The organism is Desulfovibrio sp., from assembly GCF_034006445.1.
GTDB lineage: Bacteria > Desulfobacterota > Desulfovibrionia > Desulfovibrionales > Desulfovibrionaceae > Desulfovibrio.
On record NZ_JAVESS010000005.1, the window covers coordinates 66,336 to 83,570 of the forward strand.

At 59.9% G+C, this 17,235-nt stretch carries 13 protein-coding genes; 8 read left to right on the forward strand and 5 right to left on the reverse strand.

The features are described from left to right. Positions 1-248 precede the first annotated feature (248 nt). The 8 genes from RBR41_RS07170 to RBR41_RS07205 all read left to right on the forward strand — a co-directional run bounded on the left by RBR41_RS07170 (position 249) and on the right by RBR41_RS07205 (position 12,659). Positions 249-1,364: an efflux RND transporter periplasmic adaptor subunit gene (locus RBR41_RS07170; protein WP_320351901.1), complete on the forward strand. Its 1,116-nt coding sequence runs from the start codon at positions 249-251 to the stop codon at positions 1,362-1,364. 7 nt (positions 1,365-1,371) lie between these two features. Then, positions 1,372-4,575: a multidrug efflux RND transporter permease subunit gene (locus RBR41_RS07175; RefSeq protein ID WP_320351902.1), complete on the forward strand. Its 3,204-nt coding sequence runs from the start codon at positions 1,372-1,374 to the stop codon at positions 4,573-4,575. Continuing rightward, positions 4,572-6,182: an efflux transporter outer membrane subunit gene (locus RBR41_RS07180; protein WP_320351903.1), complete on the forward strand. Its 1,611-nt coding sequence runs from the start codon at positions 4,572-4,574 to the stop codon at positions 6,180-6,182. The genes RBR41_RS07175 and RBR41_RS07180 overlap by 4 nt, the downstream gene beginning before the upstream one ends. Positions 6,183-6,930: 748 nt before the next feature. Beyond that, positions 6,931-7,599: a hypothetical protein gene (locus tag RBR41_RS07185; RefSeq protein ID WP_320351904.1), complete on the forward strand. Its 669-nt coding sequence runs from the start codon at positions 6,931-6,933 to the stop codon at positions 7,597-7,599. A 920-nt stretch (positions 7,600-8,519) separates the two neighbouring features. Continuing rightward, on the forward strand, positions 8,520-9,722 hold the full coding sequence (locus tag RBR41_RS07190) for a hypothetical protein (protein ID WP_320351905.1): 1,203 nt from the start codon (positions 8,520-8,522) through the stop codon (positions 9,720-9,722). 47 nt (positions 9,723-9,769) lie between these two features. Beyond that, positions 9,770-11,629, forward strand: coding sequence for a glycosyltransferase family 9 protein (locus RBR41_RS07195; protein WP_320351906.1), 1,860 nt, complete (start codon positions 9,770-9,772; stop codon positions 11,627-11,629). 83 nt (positions 11,630-11,712) lie between these two features. Beyond that, positions 11,713-12,318, forward strand: a complete 606-nt coding sequence (locus tag RBR41_RS07200) for a hypothetical protein (protein WP_320351907.1) — start codon at positions 11,713-11,715, stop codon at positions 12,316-12,318. A gap of 17 nt (positions 12,319-12,335) precedes the next feature. Beyond that, positions 12,336-12,659, forward strand: coding sequence for a hypothetical protein (locus RBR41_RS07205; protein ID WP_320351908.1), 324 nt, complete (start codon positions 12,336-12,338; stop codon positions 12,657-12,659). A gap of 91 nt (positions 12,660-12,750) precedes the next feature. Here RBR41_RS07205 and RBR41_RS07210 read toward each other — a convergent pair whose 3' ends face one another. From RBR41_RS07210 to phnC, 5 genes are all read right to left on the reverse strand, one after another. Continuing rightward, complete coding sequence (locus RBR41_RS07210; RefSeq protein ID WP_320351909.1) at positions 12,751-13,419, reverse strand: DapH/DapD/GlmU-related protein; 669 nt, start codon at positions 13,417-13,419, stop codon at positions 12,751-12,753. Between the two features lie 2 nt (positions 13,420-13,421). Next, the gene (locus RBR41_RS07215; RefSeq protein WP_320351910.1) at positions 13,422-14,294 is read right to left on the reverse strand and encodes a DUF1045 domain-containing protein; all 873 of its coding nucleotides are present in this window, start codon (positions 14,292-14,294) and stop codon (positions 13,422-13,424) included. A gap of 1 nt (position 14,295) precedes the next feature. Beyond that, entirely contained in the window at positions 14,296-15,078 is a 783-nt protein-coding gene (phnE, locus tag RBR41_RS07220) for a phosphonate ABC transporter, permease protein PhnE (RefSeq protein WP_320351911.1), read from the reverse strand. Positions 15,079-15,362: 284 nt separating this feature from the next. Then, complete coding sequence (gene phnD, locus RBR41_RS07225; protein ID WP_320351912.1) at positions 15,363-16,367, reverse strand: phosphonate ABC transporter substrate-binding protein; 1,005 nt, start codon at positions 16,365-16,367, stop codon at positions 15,363-15,365. Positions 16,368-16,394: 27 nt separating this feature from the next. Beyond that, positions 16,395-17,231, reverse strand: a complete 837-nt coding sequence (gene phnC, locus RBR41_RS07230) for a phosphonate ABC transporter ATP-binding protein (protein ID WP_320351913.1) — start codon at positions 17,229-17,231, stop codon at positions 16,395-16,397. Positions 17,232-17,235: the final 4 nt, after the last annotated feature.

Sequence of the window (17,235 nt, forward strand, 5' to 3'; positions counted from 1 at the left end):
AGGGTGCAGCGGGCAAAAGAGCATGAAATTTTTGTCAATAAAAACAGTATGTTATATAAAATTAATACGGTCTCGTAACATACTGAAATTGCAAGGTTTTTTGTATTCATTGTGCCACTGTCATATACGGTTGTCTTGATTGCTTTTTACGGTGAACTGTGTTTTTTACAACGATGTTTCTGCCCGAGTTCCTCACGGCGGGCGGTTTTTTTGGTGTGCGGCAGCACGCGTTCCTTACGGAGTAGTTCATGACCACCAGACCGCTATTTTCTCTTCCTGTCATACTCAGCCTTTGTCTTGCACTGGTTGCCTGCAATGGCGACAAGGACGGCCAGCACGGCGCCATGCGTCTGCCTGTCGCCGTTTTTGACGTTGTGGCCAAGGATGAACCCTGGCCGGCAGAGTATCAGGCCCAGGCCTCCGGCTCGCGCGCTGTCGAAGTGCGCGCCCGCGTGGAAGCCATCATCGAAAAACGCCTGTATGAAGAAGGCGACTATGTGCAGCAGGGGCAGCTGCTTTTCCAGCTGGAGCGCGACCGCTACGAAGCGCTCATGCAGCAGGCCCAGGCCCAGTTCACCAACGCCGAGCGCGAATGGCGGCGGGTACGCCCGCTGTATGAAAAAAACGCGGTGTCGCAGAAAGAGCGTGACAATGCCCTGGCCGCCTATGACAGCGCCAAGGCTTCTTTGCGCCAGGCCAAGATCAACCTGGACTACTGCCAGGTGACGGCCCCTGTCTCCGGCTACAGCAGCAAGGAAAACTTCACGCCCGGCAACCTGGTGGGCAACAATTCGCTGCTCACCTACGTGAACCAGACTGACCCCATGTACATCGACTTTTCCATTGCCGCCCCCGAGCATATGCTCCGCCAGGGCATGGCTGCCCAGGGCCGTCTTGTGACGCCTGCCGACGGCCGGTACAAGGCGCGCCTGCGCCTGCTGGACGGCAGCATGTACAAGGGGATGGGCGAGGTGACCTTTATCGACAGCCAGGTGCAGCCCACAACCGGCGTCATCAAGGCGCGCGCCGTCTTTGACAATGCCGACCGCAGCATCATGCCCGGACAGTACGTGCGTCTGTATATGGACGGCGATATCCTCAAGGATGCCGTACTCGTCCCGCAAAAGTGCGTGCTGCTTACCCAGAAGGGTTCGCTGGTCATGGGCGTGGACAAGGACGACAAGGTGTATCCCATTCCTGTGGTCGTCGGCGTGTCCGTCGGCAACAGGTATCTTGTGCTTGAAGGGCTCAAGGGCGGCGAACGCATTATCAGCGAAGGCATGATCAAGGCCCGCCCCGGCTCTCAAGTGAGCATAATGCCTTCAGGGGGCCAGCAGCCTCAGGAAGGCGCGGCCAAGAAGTAGGTTAAATATGGCTGTTTCCACAAAGCCGAATTTCTTTTTACGCAGACCCATTCTCTCTGCGGTCATATCCATTGTCATTACCCTGGTGGGCGCACTGGCCATGCGGGCACTGCCTATCGCGCAGTACCCCGACCTTGTGCCCCCCACGGTCAACGTCAGCGTGACGTACCCCGGCGCATCGGCTGAAACCATTGCCTCCACCGTGCTGGCCCCTCTGGAAGTGAACATCAACGGCGTGGAAAACATGCTGTACATGACTTCCATGGCGGCCTCCGGTTCGGGCTCTGGCAGCATCAACGTGTACTTCGCGCTGGGTTCCAACTCGGATATGGCCCTTGTCAACGTCAACAACAAGGTCAACCTGGCGCAGACCATATTGCCAGAAGCGGTGCGCCGTCAGGGCGTCAGCGTGCTCAAGCGTTCACCGGCCATGTTGCTGGTGTTCTCGTATTTTTCGCCCGATGGCCGCTACGATCAGGTCTACATCAACAACTGGGCCCAGATCAACGTGGTGGACGCGCTCAAGCGCGTTGCAGGCGTTGGCGACGTCGTCATTTTCGGCAGCATGGACTATGCCATGCGCATCTGGCTGCAGCCGGACAAGCTGGCCAAGTATGGCGTGTCGGTCAATGAAGTGTCTGCGGCCATTCAGGAGCAGAACTCACAGTACGCCCCAGGGCGTCTTGGCGAAATGCCCTCGCCCGATACCACGGAGCTTACCTGGCAGATCGATGCCCAGGGCCGTCTGGTCACGCCGGAAGAATTCGGCGAGATCATCGTGCGCCGTGGCCCGGACAGCGCCATGCTGCGCCTCAAGGACGTGGCCCGCGTAGAGCTGGGCGGCAAGGACTACAGCGTTACCTCCCGCTATAACGGCATGGTGGCGCGCATGGGGGCGGTCTATCTGCTGCCCGGCGCCAACGCCATCGCCACAGGCGACCGCGTGCTGGACAAGCTGGCCGAAATCGGCAAGACCATGCCCGACGGCCTTGACTACACCATCCTTGTGAACACCAACGACTTCGTGCTCGAATCCATCCACGAAGTGCTCTCCACCCTGGTGGAGGCCATGATTCTGGTGTTCATCGTTGTGTATGTCTTTCTGCAGAGCTGGCGCGCCACCATCATTCCCTGCGTGGCCGTTCCCGTGTCCATTATCGGCACGTTCGCGGGCCTTTATGCTTTCGGCTATACCATCAATACGCTGACGCTCTTCGCCATGGTGCTTTCCATCGGCATCGTGGTGGACGACGCCATCGTGGTGCTGGAAAACGTGGAACGCATCATGACCTCGGAGCATCTGCCGCCCAAGGAGGCCACGGCCAAGGCCATGAACGAGGTCACGGCCCCCATTGTGGCCATTGTGCTCGTGCTCTGCGCCGTGTTTATTCCCGTGTCCTTCATGGGTGGTCTTGCGGGGCAGATGTACAAGCAGTTCGCCATCACCATCTCGGTATCGGTGGTGCTGTCGGGCGTGGTGGCGCTGACGCTCACCCCGGCCCTCTGCGCCTTGCTGCTCAAGCCGCACAGCCACGATTACAAACCCGCCAGGGGCTTTGTATGGTTCAACAAGTTCTTTGACGGCGTGACCAACGGCTATGTGCACATAGTCGACTTCCTCAAGGCCTCGAGCATGCGCGCGCTGCCCTTGTTCGCGCTCATGATTCTTCTGTGCGTGTGGTTGCTCAGGGTTGTTCCCGGCGGCCTCGTGCCCAACGAAGACCAGGGCTATATCCTTGGCATGGCCATTCTGGACGACGGCGCTTCGCAGCACCGCACCACGGCGGTCAACAAGGTTCTCACCGACTTCATGCTGAAAAATCCTGCCGTGCAGAGCCTGGGCACCCTGTCGGGCCTGGACATCACGTCCATCTCCGTCAAGAGCAACTACGGCACCTTCTTTGCCCTGCTCAAACCGTGGGGCGAGCGTAAAAAAGCCGACATGTCTTCCGACGCCGTGCTGAAAACCGTCGGTGCGGTCACCGTCATGCAGCCCGAAGCATTTATCATGGGCTTTGCGCCCCCGCCCATCAGCGGCATGAGCACCACGGGCGGCTTTGAAGGTTACATACAGATGCGCGGCACAGGCACCCTGCTTGACCTGGAAAACCAGACCAACCAGCTGGTGCAGGAAGTCATGGCTGTTGGCCCCGACGGCAAACGCAAGTATCCGGCCATCGGCATGCTGCGCAACCTGTTCTCCACCGGATCGCCCCAGTTGTACGCCAACCTGGATCGCGAACGCTGCAAGGACATGGGCATCAACATCGCCGACGTATTCACGGCCATGGGCGGCACCTTTGGTGGCGCGTATGTGAACGACTTCAACTATATGGGCCGTACCTTCCAGGTGCGCCTGCAGTCCGAGGCGGACTACCGCCTGCTGCCCGAAGATTTGAGCAACGTGTATGTGCCCAACAGCAAGGGCGAGATGATCCCCCTGACTGCGGTCATGACCCTTGAACGGCGCACCGCCCCCCAGGTGGTGGAACGCTATAACGTCTTCCCGGCGGCCCACGTCATGGGCTCGCCAGCTCCGGGCTTTTCTTCGGGGCAGGCCCTCAGCCAGATGGAAGCAGCGGCCAAGGCCATATTGCCCACCGAATACAGCCTCGGCTGGGTGGGTTCGGCGCTTCAGGAAAAAATGGCCAGCACAGACACCACAACCATCTTCATTCTGGCCCTGGTCATGGTCTTTTTGATCCTGGCCGCACAGTATGAATCGTGGTCGTTGCCCCTTTCGGTGCTCACGGCCGTGCCCTTTGGCGTGTTCGGCGCACTGCTGGCCACCTGGGGACGCGGCCTTTCCAACGACGTGTACTTCCAGGTAGCCCTGGTCACTCTGGTGGGTCTGGCAGCCAAAAACGCCATCCTGATCGTGGAATTCGCGGTTGAGGCATGGCGTGGCGGCCGCAGCCTTGATTCGGCGGCATCCTTTGCCTCCCGTCTGCGGTTCAGGCCCATTGTCATGACCTCGCTGGCCTTTATTCTGGGCTGCGTGCCCCTGGCCATCAGCACCGGCGCTGGCGCCAACAGCCGTCACGCCCTGGGCACGGCGGTCATCGGCGGCATGCTGGCGGCCACGTGCCTCGCCACGCTCTTTGTGCCGTACTTCTTCAAGATAATTATGCAGCTCTCCCTGAAACTCCAGGGCAAGAAGGATCCGAACGCCGGTAAGGACGGTTCCGGCAACGAACAGGAGGATCTATGAGTTCCATCAGTACTGCCGGACGCATGAACCCGGCCGGGGCCATTGTCGCCCTGCTGGCCGTGCTCGCGCTTTCGGCCTGCTCATTTGCGCCGCGCTATGAGCGCCCCGAAATGAACATGCCGAGCCAGTGGCAAAAAGTTGATGCCGGGGCAGCGCCCCTGAATACCGACTGGTGGACACGTTTCAATGACCCCGTGCTTACCTCCATGGTGGACGAGGCTCTGAAAAATAACCAGGACCTGGCCGAATCTCTCGCAAAGATTGATTCCGCCGCGTCACAGGTTGGCATAGCCACCGCCGATCTGCTGCCCGCTGTGAGCGGTTCGGCCGGATCCGTGGCCGCAGGCGCTTCTGAAAAGACGCCCAATACCACGCCGTTCAACAGGAGCGGTCTTAACCGCACCACGGCCACCAATCAGGCTGCGCTCAACGCCTCCTGGGAGCTGGACCTCTGGGGCAAATACCGCAACAACTACACCATGCTCAGTGACGTGCTCATGAGCACGGTCATCGGTCACGAGGCCCTGCGCCTTTCGGTGGCAGGGCAGACCGCCCAGGGCTATTTTGCCCTGCTGGCGCTGGACATGCAGCTTGATACGGCCCGCCGTACCCTCAAGACCCGCGAGGATGCGTTCAGCATCTACACGAGCCGCTACAAGCAGGGCGACATCACCGAGCTTGACTGGCAGCGTGCCAGGGCCGAGGTGGAAACCGCCCGCGCCCAGGTGCACACCAGCACCGTGGCTGTAGACAAGGCCGAAGCCGGTCTGGCCGTTCTGCTGGGCCGCTCGCCCCGCGACATTATGGAACGCGGCATGCCGCGCGGTCAGGCCATTGGCATGCTGCCTTCACCGCCCGTGGTGCCCGAAGGGCTGCCGTCCGACCTGCTGCAACGCAGGCCTGACGTGCGCGCCTCCGAGTTCACCATGATGGCTTACAATGCCAATATCGGCGTGGCCCGCGCCCAGTTCTTCCCCTCCATCTCGCTGACGGGCATGCTGGGCACGGTCAGTTCGGCCGTGGGCAGCCTGTTCACCGGCCCCGCCGGAGCGTGGAGCTATGGCGTCACCGGTTCGATGCCCCTGCTGGACTTTGGCCGCACATGGTACAATGTCAAGGATGCCGAGGCGCGTAAAAATGCCTCCATCGCAGTCTACCGCAAGACCGTGCAGACGGCGTTCCAGGACATGCGCACAGCCCTGACGACCCAGCGCGAAGCTGACTCCATTGTGCGCAGCATGCAGATTCAGGTGGAAAGCCTGCGGCGCGCCACCACCATCGCGCGTCTGCAATACGATAACGGCTACACAGACTATCTGACCGTGCTGGATGCCGAACGGCAGCTTTTCGCCGCCGAACTGCAACTGGCCGCGGCTCTGCGTGACCGCCTTAACAGCGTGGTCAGCGTGTGCATGGCCCTTGGCGGCGGCTGGAACGACCCCGGCGCAAGCCCCAGCTTCCCCGTGGTCAGCACCGAAAAACTGCTTGATCAGGAAACCAGCACAGGCGCGCTGGGCAAGGCTCCGGTTTCCGGCAAGGCCGCACCCCAACCTGTCAAGGCCCAGCCTGCAACACAGGATCAGTCCAAGGGCGGCGTAAGCCTTTAGAGCATTTTCGCATTGAGAATATCTATTCTCAATGCTTCCAAGACGCCCGCTCCGGCGTTTAACCGCGCAGATAAACTGCGCTTACGCCTCCGCGGCGGGCGTCTGCTCTCGCATCCGCCACAGCAATTTCAAAGAGAAATTGCTCTAAAACGCTCTAACCGCGCTTGCTTCAAGAACATCAGGCCCTCTGACTGTCGTCAGGGGGCCTTTTTTATGTGGGCAGGATCAGGGCAGTGGTATGGCGCAATGGCATAGTGCAGTGGCATAGTGCAATTTTTTTGTGGGGGAGGGACCCTTTTTATACCAGATTACCATTGAAATGTTTTACACTTCAAAGGTGCCATTCTGCCAAAAATGCGATTTGCGCCAAGCATCAGCAGGCTGATCGCTCTATTAACCAATTGCTGTCTTTATCCGTAGCTTCCTTCGTCGCAACGGCTAAAGCTCGGCAGAATCCACGCCACGTTGTGGCGCGCCGCACTCTCGTGCGGCGTTAGAGCATTTATCCTTTAAAAAAGGGTAAATGCTCTAAAAAAGGGTCTCCTCCCCCACGCCCCCCCTAAAACCTTTACCGTGTCGTGTTATGAAAGAAGTTTCAGGGGGCAATGGCTCCAAGCTCCAGCGCGTGCGAAAATTTGGGATCCGAAATATGGATGCGACACGGCGGCCATACATTTGCCCTTTTGTGCAGGGACGGCGGTTCCTGGCAAGAACTTTACAACCTTGAGTGACTATCGTAAGAGCAATTATGGACAAGACAGTGTACTCCGCTCTTCTTCTCTTTTTCGTGCTGGTGGCGGCCCCGGTGCCGTCCTCTCGCGCTGCCGACGCCACAGTGCAGGCGCAAAACGCCCAGGCGGCGGACAAGCTGAAAAAGGAAAAGCCAGCCGCAGGGAAAATGCAGAAAGCTCCCGCGGCCTCTTCCGCCAGGCAGTTGCCTGTGAAAAAACAGAAAAATTCTCTGCATGCCCGGGATTGGACCTTCAGTGAGGGCAGCAGCCGAGACGCATGGCAGATCCAGGGCATGCCCACCAACAACCTGCAGGGACGCGCCGTTGGCAGCCCTGTGCCGAAAGATATTACCCCCGGCCAGGTGGTGAACACCTCCAAGGGCATCGACAGCGCCCTGAGTCAGGCGGAAAAGAGCAAAAAAAAGGGCGCTCTTGCCCTGAGCGTGGACGACGAGAGTTCACCCTGGCGAGAATCGGCCACAAGTGACAAGACGCCCGACGAGAACCTGAGTATGGAAAGCCGCCACGTGGTGCGCGCCTACGCCGACACCGAAGTGAGCGAGGACATGAACATCGGCCTGGGGCCGGAGCTCATACTCAGAAACGAGCATCGGGAACGTCCCTCCAACAACAAGCAGCCCGATTCCGTATTGGGCATGGGCATGCAGTTCAAGCTGGATTTTTAGCCCGCCCTTGAAGCTGACGCATCAGAACAGGCTGCGCTTGCCCTCTGGCTCCCCCTGTGCTCCTCCTGGGCTCCCCCTGGGCTTCCTTTGTCTCCCGCCGTGTGTCTGCCGTGTGCCATCTCTCGCGTGCGCCCCGTCGTGTGTCTGCCGTGAGCCATCATCCCCTGTATTCCCCCCCGTGATCCCTCCTGATACCCCGTGATACCCCGTGATACCCCGTGATCCCCTGGCCTTGGCACTCCCGTGATCCCCGGCCCTGGCCTCGCGTGATCCCTGGCGTGCTCCAAGGCAAAAAATGCTTCAGCCCTGCGTCGGTATTCTGGCGCAATCCCGTCCAAACCCCAGCCACAGCTGGCCCCGCATGCTGCCCTCTGCGCCAGCCGCCCCGGCAACCCGCTGCAATGTCATGTCTTTGATGCCTTGGCATTGTCCTTGCTTTTCCCCGGTGTGGCGGCAGAGCCGACGTCGTGTGCAGTTACGGAATAAACCGGTTTTGATGACTGCACGAGCGGGCCTGGGCATTGAAGTCGCAAGTGCGGCTTCCTTACGGCCTAGAGCAATTTCACTCTGAAATTGCTCTGCTGACGCGAAGGCGGCAGCCGCCACGAAGGGCGTGGATTCTGGCGAGCTTTAGCCGTTGCGACGAAGGAAGCTACGGATTTAGACAGCAATTGGTTAATAGAGCGAGCAGCCTGCTGATGGCTGGCGCAAACCACGTTGTTCGCCAGAATGATGCTTTGGAACAAGGAGTGTTTCAAAAACGAAATGCTCTAAAATAACTGGCCGACATTTCTGACCGTAAGCCGGTGGTCGGTGCAGACAACATAGCTGTTTACTGAAGCTGTTAAGCGACGATGCGGGCGTGTCGCAACTTTGAGAATGCAGGTTCTCAAAGGCGGACGCCCCGGGAGGAATAGTATATGGCGCTTTCAAATTTTCTTATCCGTCCGCCCACCGAGGCGCAGCATGGCCAGCAGGCCGGACAGCGTCGTTCTGCGTCCGCTGCCGCCACGGGTGGGCCAAGTTTTGCCGCTGTCATGCAGGGGCAGGCACGTCAGGCAGAAGACAGCGCACAGTCGCAGCAGGCTGTGCAAAGCCAGAGCGTACAAGCCACTGCCGGTGCTGGCATGCCCGTTAACCTTGCAGGCGGCCCAATAGGCGGCCAAATGGGCGGCCAGGCGGCGGGACGAAACGGTATGGTGCTGGCCGGGCGCACCCCCAGCGACCTCATGCGCTCCCAGGTTTTCAACAAGGCCCAGACGGATATGCGCCAGACGCAGGCAATTGAGGGTCTTATGCAAAGTGTGGGCGGCGGCGGTTCCACCCTGGATCTGGCCCGCAGCATGGGCACGGCCCGCCACCTGCGCTCCATGACAAGCGCTCTGGGCGACAAGATGAGCGGTTTTACCGTCTCGGACTTTGTGCATTCCCGTCCGCAGGGGCAGGGCAAGGCGCGTCAGGCGCGCCATAAAACCAGTGCAGAAGACCTTGAAATGGGCAAGCTTTCCGCCCAGTTCGAGTCTGGCCGCGACGGTATTGCCGCCGTGGGCTATGACCGCAACGGCGGAACCTCCTACGGCAAGTATCAGGTGTCATCACGCGCGGGCAGTCTCGGTGATTTTCTGGATTTTCTGGACAGCGAAGCGCCGGAGCTTTCCAAAAGGCTGCGTTCGGCCGGGCCCGGCAATACGGGCAGCCGCAAGGGAGCCATGCCCGATGTCTGGCGCGCCATTGCCAATGAGCAGCCGGAGCGTTTTGAGGAGCTTCAGGAGGCCTTTGTGCGCGAAAGCCACTACAAGCCCGCTGTGGAGGCCATAGCCCAGCGCACCTCGCTTGATGCGGACAAGCTCTCCACCGCCATGCGCGAAGTGATCTGGAGCACGGCGGTGCAGCATGGGCCCACGGGAGCGGCCCGCATTTTCGCCAGGGCGGACGACATGAGCGGCAGCCCCAATGATCCCGGCTATGAGCGCAAGCTCATCAGCAACGTATACAAGGTACGCGCCGGTCAGTTCGGCTCTTCAACCAGCGAAGTGCAGGCCGCCGTGCAGAACCGTTTTCGTCAGGAGCGCACCCTGGCGCTCAATCTTCTGGATGACGGACACAACTCCAATCTGGCCTGATCGCCCCCCTGTACTGTATGACTACCGCCACACCACACGCTTCAGACATGCCGTTCCCCCCCGTTTCGCCCCGTGGCGACACGGGGGAGGGCATGGGCGTTATCATCATTAATCTGACACGCTTTGGCGATCTGTTGCAAAGTCAGGCCCTTGTCAACGATCTGCACAAGGCTGGCCTGCGCGTGGGCCTGGTCTGCCTTGAAAACTTTGTTTCGGCTGTGCCGCTTCTGCGCCACGTGGATGCGGCCTGGCCCCTGCCCGGGGCCAGTCTGCTGGCTGACGTCAGCGGCAACTGGCGAAACGCGGCCTTGAACATGCTGGCCTTTGTGCGCCGCATTCATCAGGAGATGCCCGGCGCGCGCGTCGTCAACCTCACAGCCACGCTGCCCGCCCGCCTGCTGGCCCGTATGCTGGCCTCGCAGCCTGACGGCATAGCGGGCTTTGGTATGGATCCGGAGGGCTTCGGCTTCAGCGGCGGCATCTGGACGTCCTTTCTGGCCGGCACAGTACTGCGCCGCCTCAATACGCCTTTCAATCTTGTGGATACCTTCCGCATGGTCGGAGCGCACTCCCTGTCCGCACAGGAAAAGGAGCGCATGCATGCAGTTGGCACCCACGGGGATTCTGACGGCACGCAGGAAAATCTGCGCGGCCCGCAGGAGAATCTGGACGGCACGTGCGAAGATTTGAGCGGCGTGCGGGAGAATTTGAGAGGCCCGCACGATACGGCAGGTTCCGGGCTGCATCCGCCCTCTGAAGAAAATATGCGCTTTGCCCGCGCCCTGCTTGACGAAGAGGCTGCCAGTCTGGGGATTTCCGGCCGGTGCAAAGGCTTTGTCGCCATGCAGCTTGGGGCCAGCGAGGCGCGGCGGCAGTGGCCTGCGGCGTATTTCGCCGCTGTTGGCGACCGCATATGGCGCGAGACAGGCCTTTGCCCGGTACTGCTAGGCAGTCCGGCAGAAGCGCCGCTGGCTGCTGCCTATGCGCAGGCGGCGCAAGAGCCGCATTTAAGCGCGGTGGGGCGCACCAATATTCCGCAACTGGCGGGGCTGCTCTGTCAGTGCCGCGTATTGATCACCAATGATACCGGAACCATGCACCTTGCGGCAGGCTTGGGCATCCCCTGCCTGGCGATTTTTCTGGCCACAGCGCAACCCTGGGACACAGGCCCCTACCTGCCCGGCTGCTGTTGCCTTGAACCGGCCATGCCCTGCCACCCCTGCCCCTATGGCCGCGCCTGCCCCCATGCGAATGCCTGCCGCGAGCGTGTTGGAGCCAGGAGCGTCGGCGATCTTGTCCTGGGCTGGCTTGAGTCGGGAAGCTGGATCTCTGCGGCGCACAAGGCCAGCAGCATCTTTGGCGAAGCTCGCGTATGGCTGACGGAAAAAGACAGTCAGGGTTTTGCCAGCTTGCGTTGCCTTTCAGGCCATGAGGGTGAAGATCGCAGCCTGTGGCTGAACAGCCAGCGTGTTTTCTGGCGTCAGATCCTTGACTCCCTGGCTGAAAACACGGCGGAACCCGGCGCGCCCCCTGTGGAAGAAGCGGGCAGCGCGCCTGCGGGGGCACTGGCCCATGCCCCGGTGCGCCCCATGACGGAACAGCACGCAACCATCCCGTTCAGCCCGGCCTTTGCCTCGAGCGTGCGGGACTGTCTGACGCAGACAATACAATTATTATGCTTACTTGAAGAACAGGGCGGCCTGGTGGGCAAAAGCGCCATGGCAGGGCAACTGTTTTTGCGCAACTGTGAACGGTTGCAAAACCTGCTGGATGCAAGCGTGTCTTTGTCCGCCCTGGGAGGCTTCTGGCGCGAAATGCGGCAGCAGCGCGGCGGTGACATGAGGGATCTTGTCCATCTGATCCGGCAGTTGAAAAACTGTGTAACAGATTTGAATGAAATAATATAATTTAAGTGGCATACGGATTGCATTTAATTTGCAACTGCCTATGGACGGCAAATTATACCCTGCGGGGTGTGGGAGGAACAACCATGATTATTGTTGACGGCAATAAAAGCTCCAAAAACATATCTACTTTTGAAAACCTTGAGCAGGTGCTGACCGACATCATGCAGGACGACTGCCTGGAAGGTCGCGTCATTACCGATGTGCTTGTAAATCAGGAAGCCTTTTCGGAGATCTATCCGCATCAGGCTGAAGATATCACCTGCGATTCCATTTCTTCCGTAGAGGTGCGTTCCGTGCCCAGCAGCGAACTGGCTGTGGATATAGCGGGTGAAATGGAGAAGGTCAGCAAGATGATGGGCCACGGGGCGCGTCATGTTTCGCGCCTGTTCCGCGAAGCGTCGGATACGGACGCCCTGGAACTTTTTCAGGATTTGCTGGACGTCACCCGTGATTTCATGAATATGCTCGGCGATCTGCGTCAGCGTTATACCGACGAAGACACTTTGGGCTTTGCCGAAAAGACGGAAAAACTTTCCAGCCTGCTTTCTGAAATGGGCGAAGCCCTTGAAAATGAAGACTGGATCCTGCTGGCCGACCTGCTGGAATATGAATTCTTGCCCGTCTGCAACGAATGGGGCCAGGTCAGCGAACATCTGCGTGATCAGATAGTCAGGCGAGTTGCCCAGTAGGGCGGTAAGGAGCGTTTATGGCTCAAGGAATTTGCTTGCTGGATCAGGCCCTTGACCTGGCCATGCAGGAGATGACCGCACTTGAGGACGGGGCCTATGACAAGGCCGTAGCCCTGGCCGAAAAACGCAACGAGATCACCAGCATGGCCTGGCATATGCTGGATGGAGACAACGTTGAAGAGTGCCGGGGACACCTCCTTGAACTCAATCGTGTGCAGGAACATCTGACCAGCCTTGCCATTCGGGCACGGGATACCCTGCGCCAGGAACTGCAGCGCTCACGCCTTGAGCGGCAGCGCATGCACGGCTACCAGCAGGCCATAGGGCAGGCCCTGCAATAGAGCACACATATGCGCGGCGCATATGAACAGGGCACGCATCGGCAAAGTCGATGCGTGCCCTGTTCATATGGCGTGGCGCGAGGCCTTTTGCTCAGATGGCGGCCAGCCCTTCGGCCACAAGCAAAAACTGTTCGGCCGGCAGCTGAAAAAGCTTCCAGTTCCTCCGCAGGGTTTCCTCCGGCCAGTTCCACCAGGCCAGGCGTTCCAGCCTCTCGGCCACGCCAGGGTCAGCAAACCGTGGCCGCAGCACTGCGCCGGGATTGCCCACCACAATATGCCAGGCGGGAACATCCTTGGTCACGATGCTGCCCGCGCCGACAATGGCCCCGTTGCCCACGCTTACCCCCGGCAGCAGCACTGCCCCGTGCCCTATCCACACGTCATGGCCGATGCGCACGGTGTACTGCCTGCGCCAGGCAAAAATATCTTCATCAACGTCCGTCTCGTTGGCAGCGGCAAGGCCGTATCTGCCGGGGCGGTAGGTAAAGTGGTGCAGGGTGGGCCGCCACCAGGGATGATTGCTTGGGTTAATGCGCACGTGCGAGGCGATGGACACGAATTTGCCCACATTGGCGTACATGAGGTCGGCGTCGTTGCACACATAGGAATAGTCGCCCATGGTCACGCCGTGCATCAGGCAACGCGGCCCCACGTCCGTCCAGCGGCCCAGGGTCGTCTCGGTAAGGATGGCGCCCTGCGCCACGCGCGGCGTGGCGCAGGATGCCGTCATGGCCACAGAAGAAGAAAAAGCGTCATTCATGCTCATTGCTCTATGCCCGTGCTGCTCAGGGGAAAGGATTCCAGAACCCTGAACCGTCCGGTACAGGGTTTTCCCGGTTCATGATTCTCGTCCACAGGCTGGCGGCACAGGCTCAGGCTCGCCACGTTCTGTGGCTGAGCTATGGAGTCGGCAAGGTAGGCGGCCACCACTTTGCCAAGGGCGGGCGAGGCTGTTGACGGCCCGGTGAGGCTGATATGAAAGTCATATTCTTCAAATACATACGGGTAGCCCCAGGTGCGCAGAAAGGCCAGTTGTCGGTTGGTCAGCCCTTTGGCCCGACGCAGTGTTTCTGCTTCGGGCGCTGGCCTGCGCAGTGGCGCGAACACGCGTGTGGCTTCACCGGCCATATGGCGCAAGGCTGCCATTGCTCTGCGGCCTGACACATTCGCCGAGCCTGGCGCATCCGCCTCACCTGACGTACCCGCCTTGTCCGAAGCGTCAGGCGCACTCGTCACCCCTGGCGCATCCGGCACATTCGTCGCATTCGGCACCCCTGGCACATCCGGCATAAGCGCCAGAAAACCCCGGTGCTCCACCACGCGCAATGGGGTGAGCACCGCCGCCATGCGTTGGCAGAAAAGACGCAGGGTGTCGGCCAGTGCGTCCTCGCTGCTGTGCAGCGGAAAAAAAGGAGCAACGACCGTGGCGTGCAGGCCATAGCGCGTGGGTTCCGCCACAAGGGACTCCCACGAAAGGTCGTGTGGCAGGTCGTGCGGCAGATCTCGCGGCAGGGGCAGGCAGGGGGTGGGCACGCTCTGCCCGGTGCGTGCGTCGTAGCCCAGCAGGGCGGAACCGGCGGCGTAGAGGGGGCTGTGCTGCTCAGGGACGTAATAAACGGCGTAACGGTATTGCATATTATACAAAGCGCTTGCGGATGAATTGGGAAATCATGTCAAAAAGTATCACTACCGCAATAATGACAAGCATGACGGCCGACGTCTGGGGAAAGTAGAAACCGCGGATCATCTCCCACAGCACCACGCCAATGCCGCCAGCCCCTACCATGCCCACTACCGTGGCCGAACGAATGTTGGATTCCAGCCGGTAGAGCGAGAAGGATATCCACAGGGGCAGCACCTGGGGGATGACGCCGTACAGGATTTCCTCAATGGCCAGCGCGCCGGTGGCGCGCATGCCCTCCACAGGCTGTGGGTCAATGGCTTCTACGGCTTCGGAAAAAAGTTTGGCAAGAATGCCCGTGGTGTGCACAAAAAGCGCCATCACGCCCGCAAAGGGGCCAAGGCCCACGGCAACCACAAAAAGCATGGCAAAGACCATCTCGTTAATGGCGCGGCAGGCGTCCATAATGCGCCGCACGGGCTGATAAACCCACCAGGGCACGAGATTGTCCGAACTGAGGATGCCAAAGGGCACGGCAAAGACCACGGCCAGGGCGGTGCCCCAAAGAGCCACCTGGATGGTGACCACCATCTCCTTGAGATAAAGCCGCCAGTCGGAAAAATCGGGGGGGAAAAACTCGCTCGCGAACGAACCCATGTTGCGGGCGTCGCTGAACAGGGCCGAGGGATTCATTTCTGCCCCTCCCCACGACCAGGCCAGCAGGGCAAGGCAAATGCCCCAGCCCAACAGTGAAAACCAGGATCGGTTAACCGACAGGTGTTGTTCGGATGCCGTCATGAAATATCCTTTTAGAGCATTTAACATTTGAAATGCCCGCTTACGGCAGGCTAAGCCTGGCTCCCCGCATTTCGCAGCAAGGATTTTTCTGGAAATCCCTGCCGCACAGTTAACTCATTTCATTCGTAAACTGCTCAGTCTGCAGGCGCTGCGCCCGGCCGCAACATGAGGGTGCCCGCTGCGGCCGGGGCGCGTTGCCGTGGGGTGCTGCCGCGCTGCGCTTTCATGCAGCGGTAGAGCATGTATACTTTTTCAAAGTTACAATGCTCTGGCGCAGACCAGCGCTATGAACCTTTTTTTAGGGCTTCGGCGCGGGCGTTCAGCTTGGCAAGGGCTTCGTCCACTTCCGCCAGTTTGGCCTTCTTTTCATCGGCGCTCAGTTTGGTGTCGCCTTCAATTTTGACGCGCGTCTTGAACATCTCCACCTGGCGGATGGGGATGGAGTGGTCATTGGTGGCTGCCTTGAACGGGCCCCAGTCCAGGCCGGCCAGGATTTTCAGGTCTTCGTCCTTGTGGGGGCCGGTGACGCCAAAGTTGAAGATGAACTTGGAGATTTTTTCCTTGGTTTCCTCGGGCAGGTCTTTACGCCACACCAGCGGATCGCCGGGGATCAGGGGCGAAGTCCAGATCACCTTGATAAGGTCGGCCTTGTCCGGGTGGGTAGTGCGCAGGCGCGCAAGACATTCGCTGTTGCTGGTGGCCAGGTCTACCTGCTTGTTGGCCACGGCCAGGGCGTTGGTTTCGTGGTTGGCGTTGAGCGTGCGCTTGAAGGCGTCCTTGGGGTCAACGCCGTTTTTGGCAAAGACGTAGTAGCCCGGAATCACAAAGCCCGAGGTGGAGTTGGGGTCGCCATTGCTGAAGGTGATGTTCTTGGCGTTCTTGAGGATATCGTCCACAGAATTGTAAGGGGAATCCCTGTTTACGATAAGGTGCGAGTAGTAGCCGCCGAGGCCCGCCAGATCCATAGTCTGGGCGAAGATCTGGCCGTCGGCCCTGTCAACGGCCTCAATGGCCGCCTTGTTGCCATACCAGGCCATCTGCACCTTGCCGTACTGCATGCCGGTAACAATGCCCGCGTAGTCCGGGGCAAAAAAAGCCCGGATTTTAAGCCCGGTTTCCTCTTCCATACGTTTCAGGAAGGGATCCCAGAGCGAGCGCAGATTCTGGGAAGATTCGGTGCTGATGATGCCGAAGTTCAGCACTTCCGGCTCAGCGGCCCTGGCCGACAACGCGGGCAGGCCTGCAGCGGCCAAAGCCAGGGCAAGGGTAAGCAGTCGCAACAGTTTCATTCCATAATCTCCTTGATTACACGTTGGTTATGCCGCATCGCAGGCCTGATGCAGGGAGGGGCGCGGCGCAAGGGCCGGTTCCTCATCCCCGCCGGTGGCGTGGGCGAACAGTTCTTCACTGGACGCGCCGTAAATTTCTTGTAAAAAGCCGGGGGTCAGCCTGTCCGAAGGCCCGTCGTACACGATGCAGCCGTTCTTGAGAGCCACGGTGCGCGGGCAGTACCGTATGGCAAAATCCACCTGGTGCAGGGTCACCACCACGGTGATGCCGTCCTCACGGTTGATTTCGGTCAGCAGTTCCATAACCTTGCGGGATGATTCCGGGTCAAGAGAGGCTATGGGCTCGTCGGCCAGCAGAACCCTGGCCTTTTGCACCATGGCGCGGGCAATGGCCGCGCGCTGCTGCTGCCCGCCCGAAAGGGTGGACGCGCGCTGAAAGGCCTTTTCCACAATGCCTACGCGGTTCAGGGCCTTGAGGGCATCCGAGCGCACCTGACGCGGGAACAGGCCCAACAGGGAGCGCCACAGGGGTATCCTGCCCAGCGCGCCCAGCATGACGTTGGTGTGTACCGGCAGTCGATCTACCAGGTTAAACTTTTGAAATATCATGCCAATGTTCGTGCGCAGATGGCGCACATGGTGGGCCAGACGTCCCTCGTGCTGCATGACGCTGCCGAGCACATGCACGCTGCCGCCGTTTTTGTCCGCCTCGGTGAGGCCCGCGACATGGCGCAGAAGGGTGGACTTGCCGGAGCCGGAAGCGCCGATTAGGGCCACCATCTCCCCTTTGCCAACCGACAGGGAAACATTGTCCAGAGCGCGGCTTCTGCCAAACGTTCTGGTGAGGTTTTCTATACTGATCATGGGA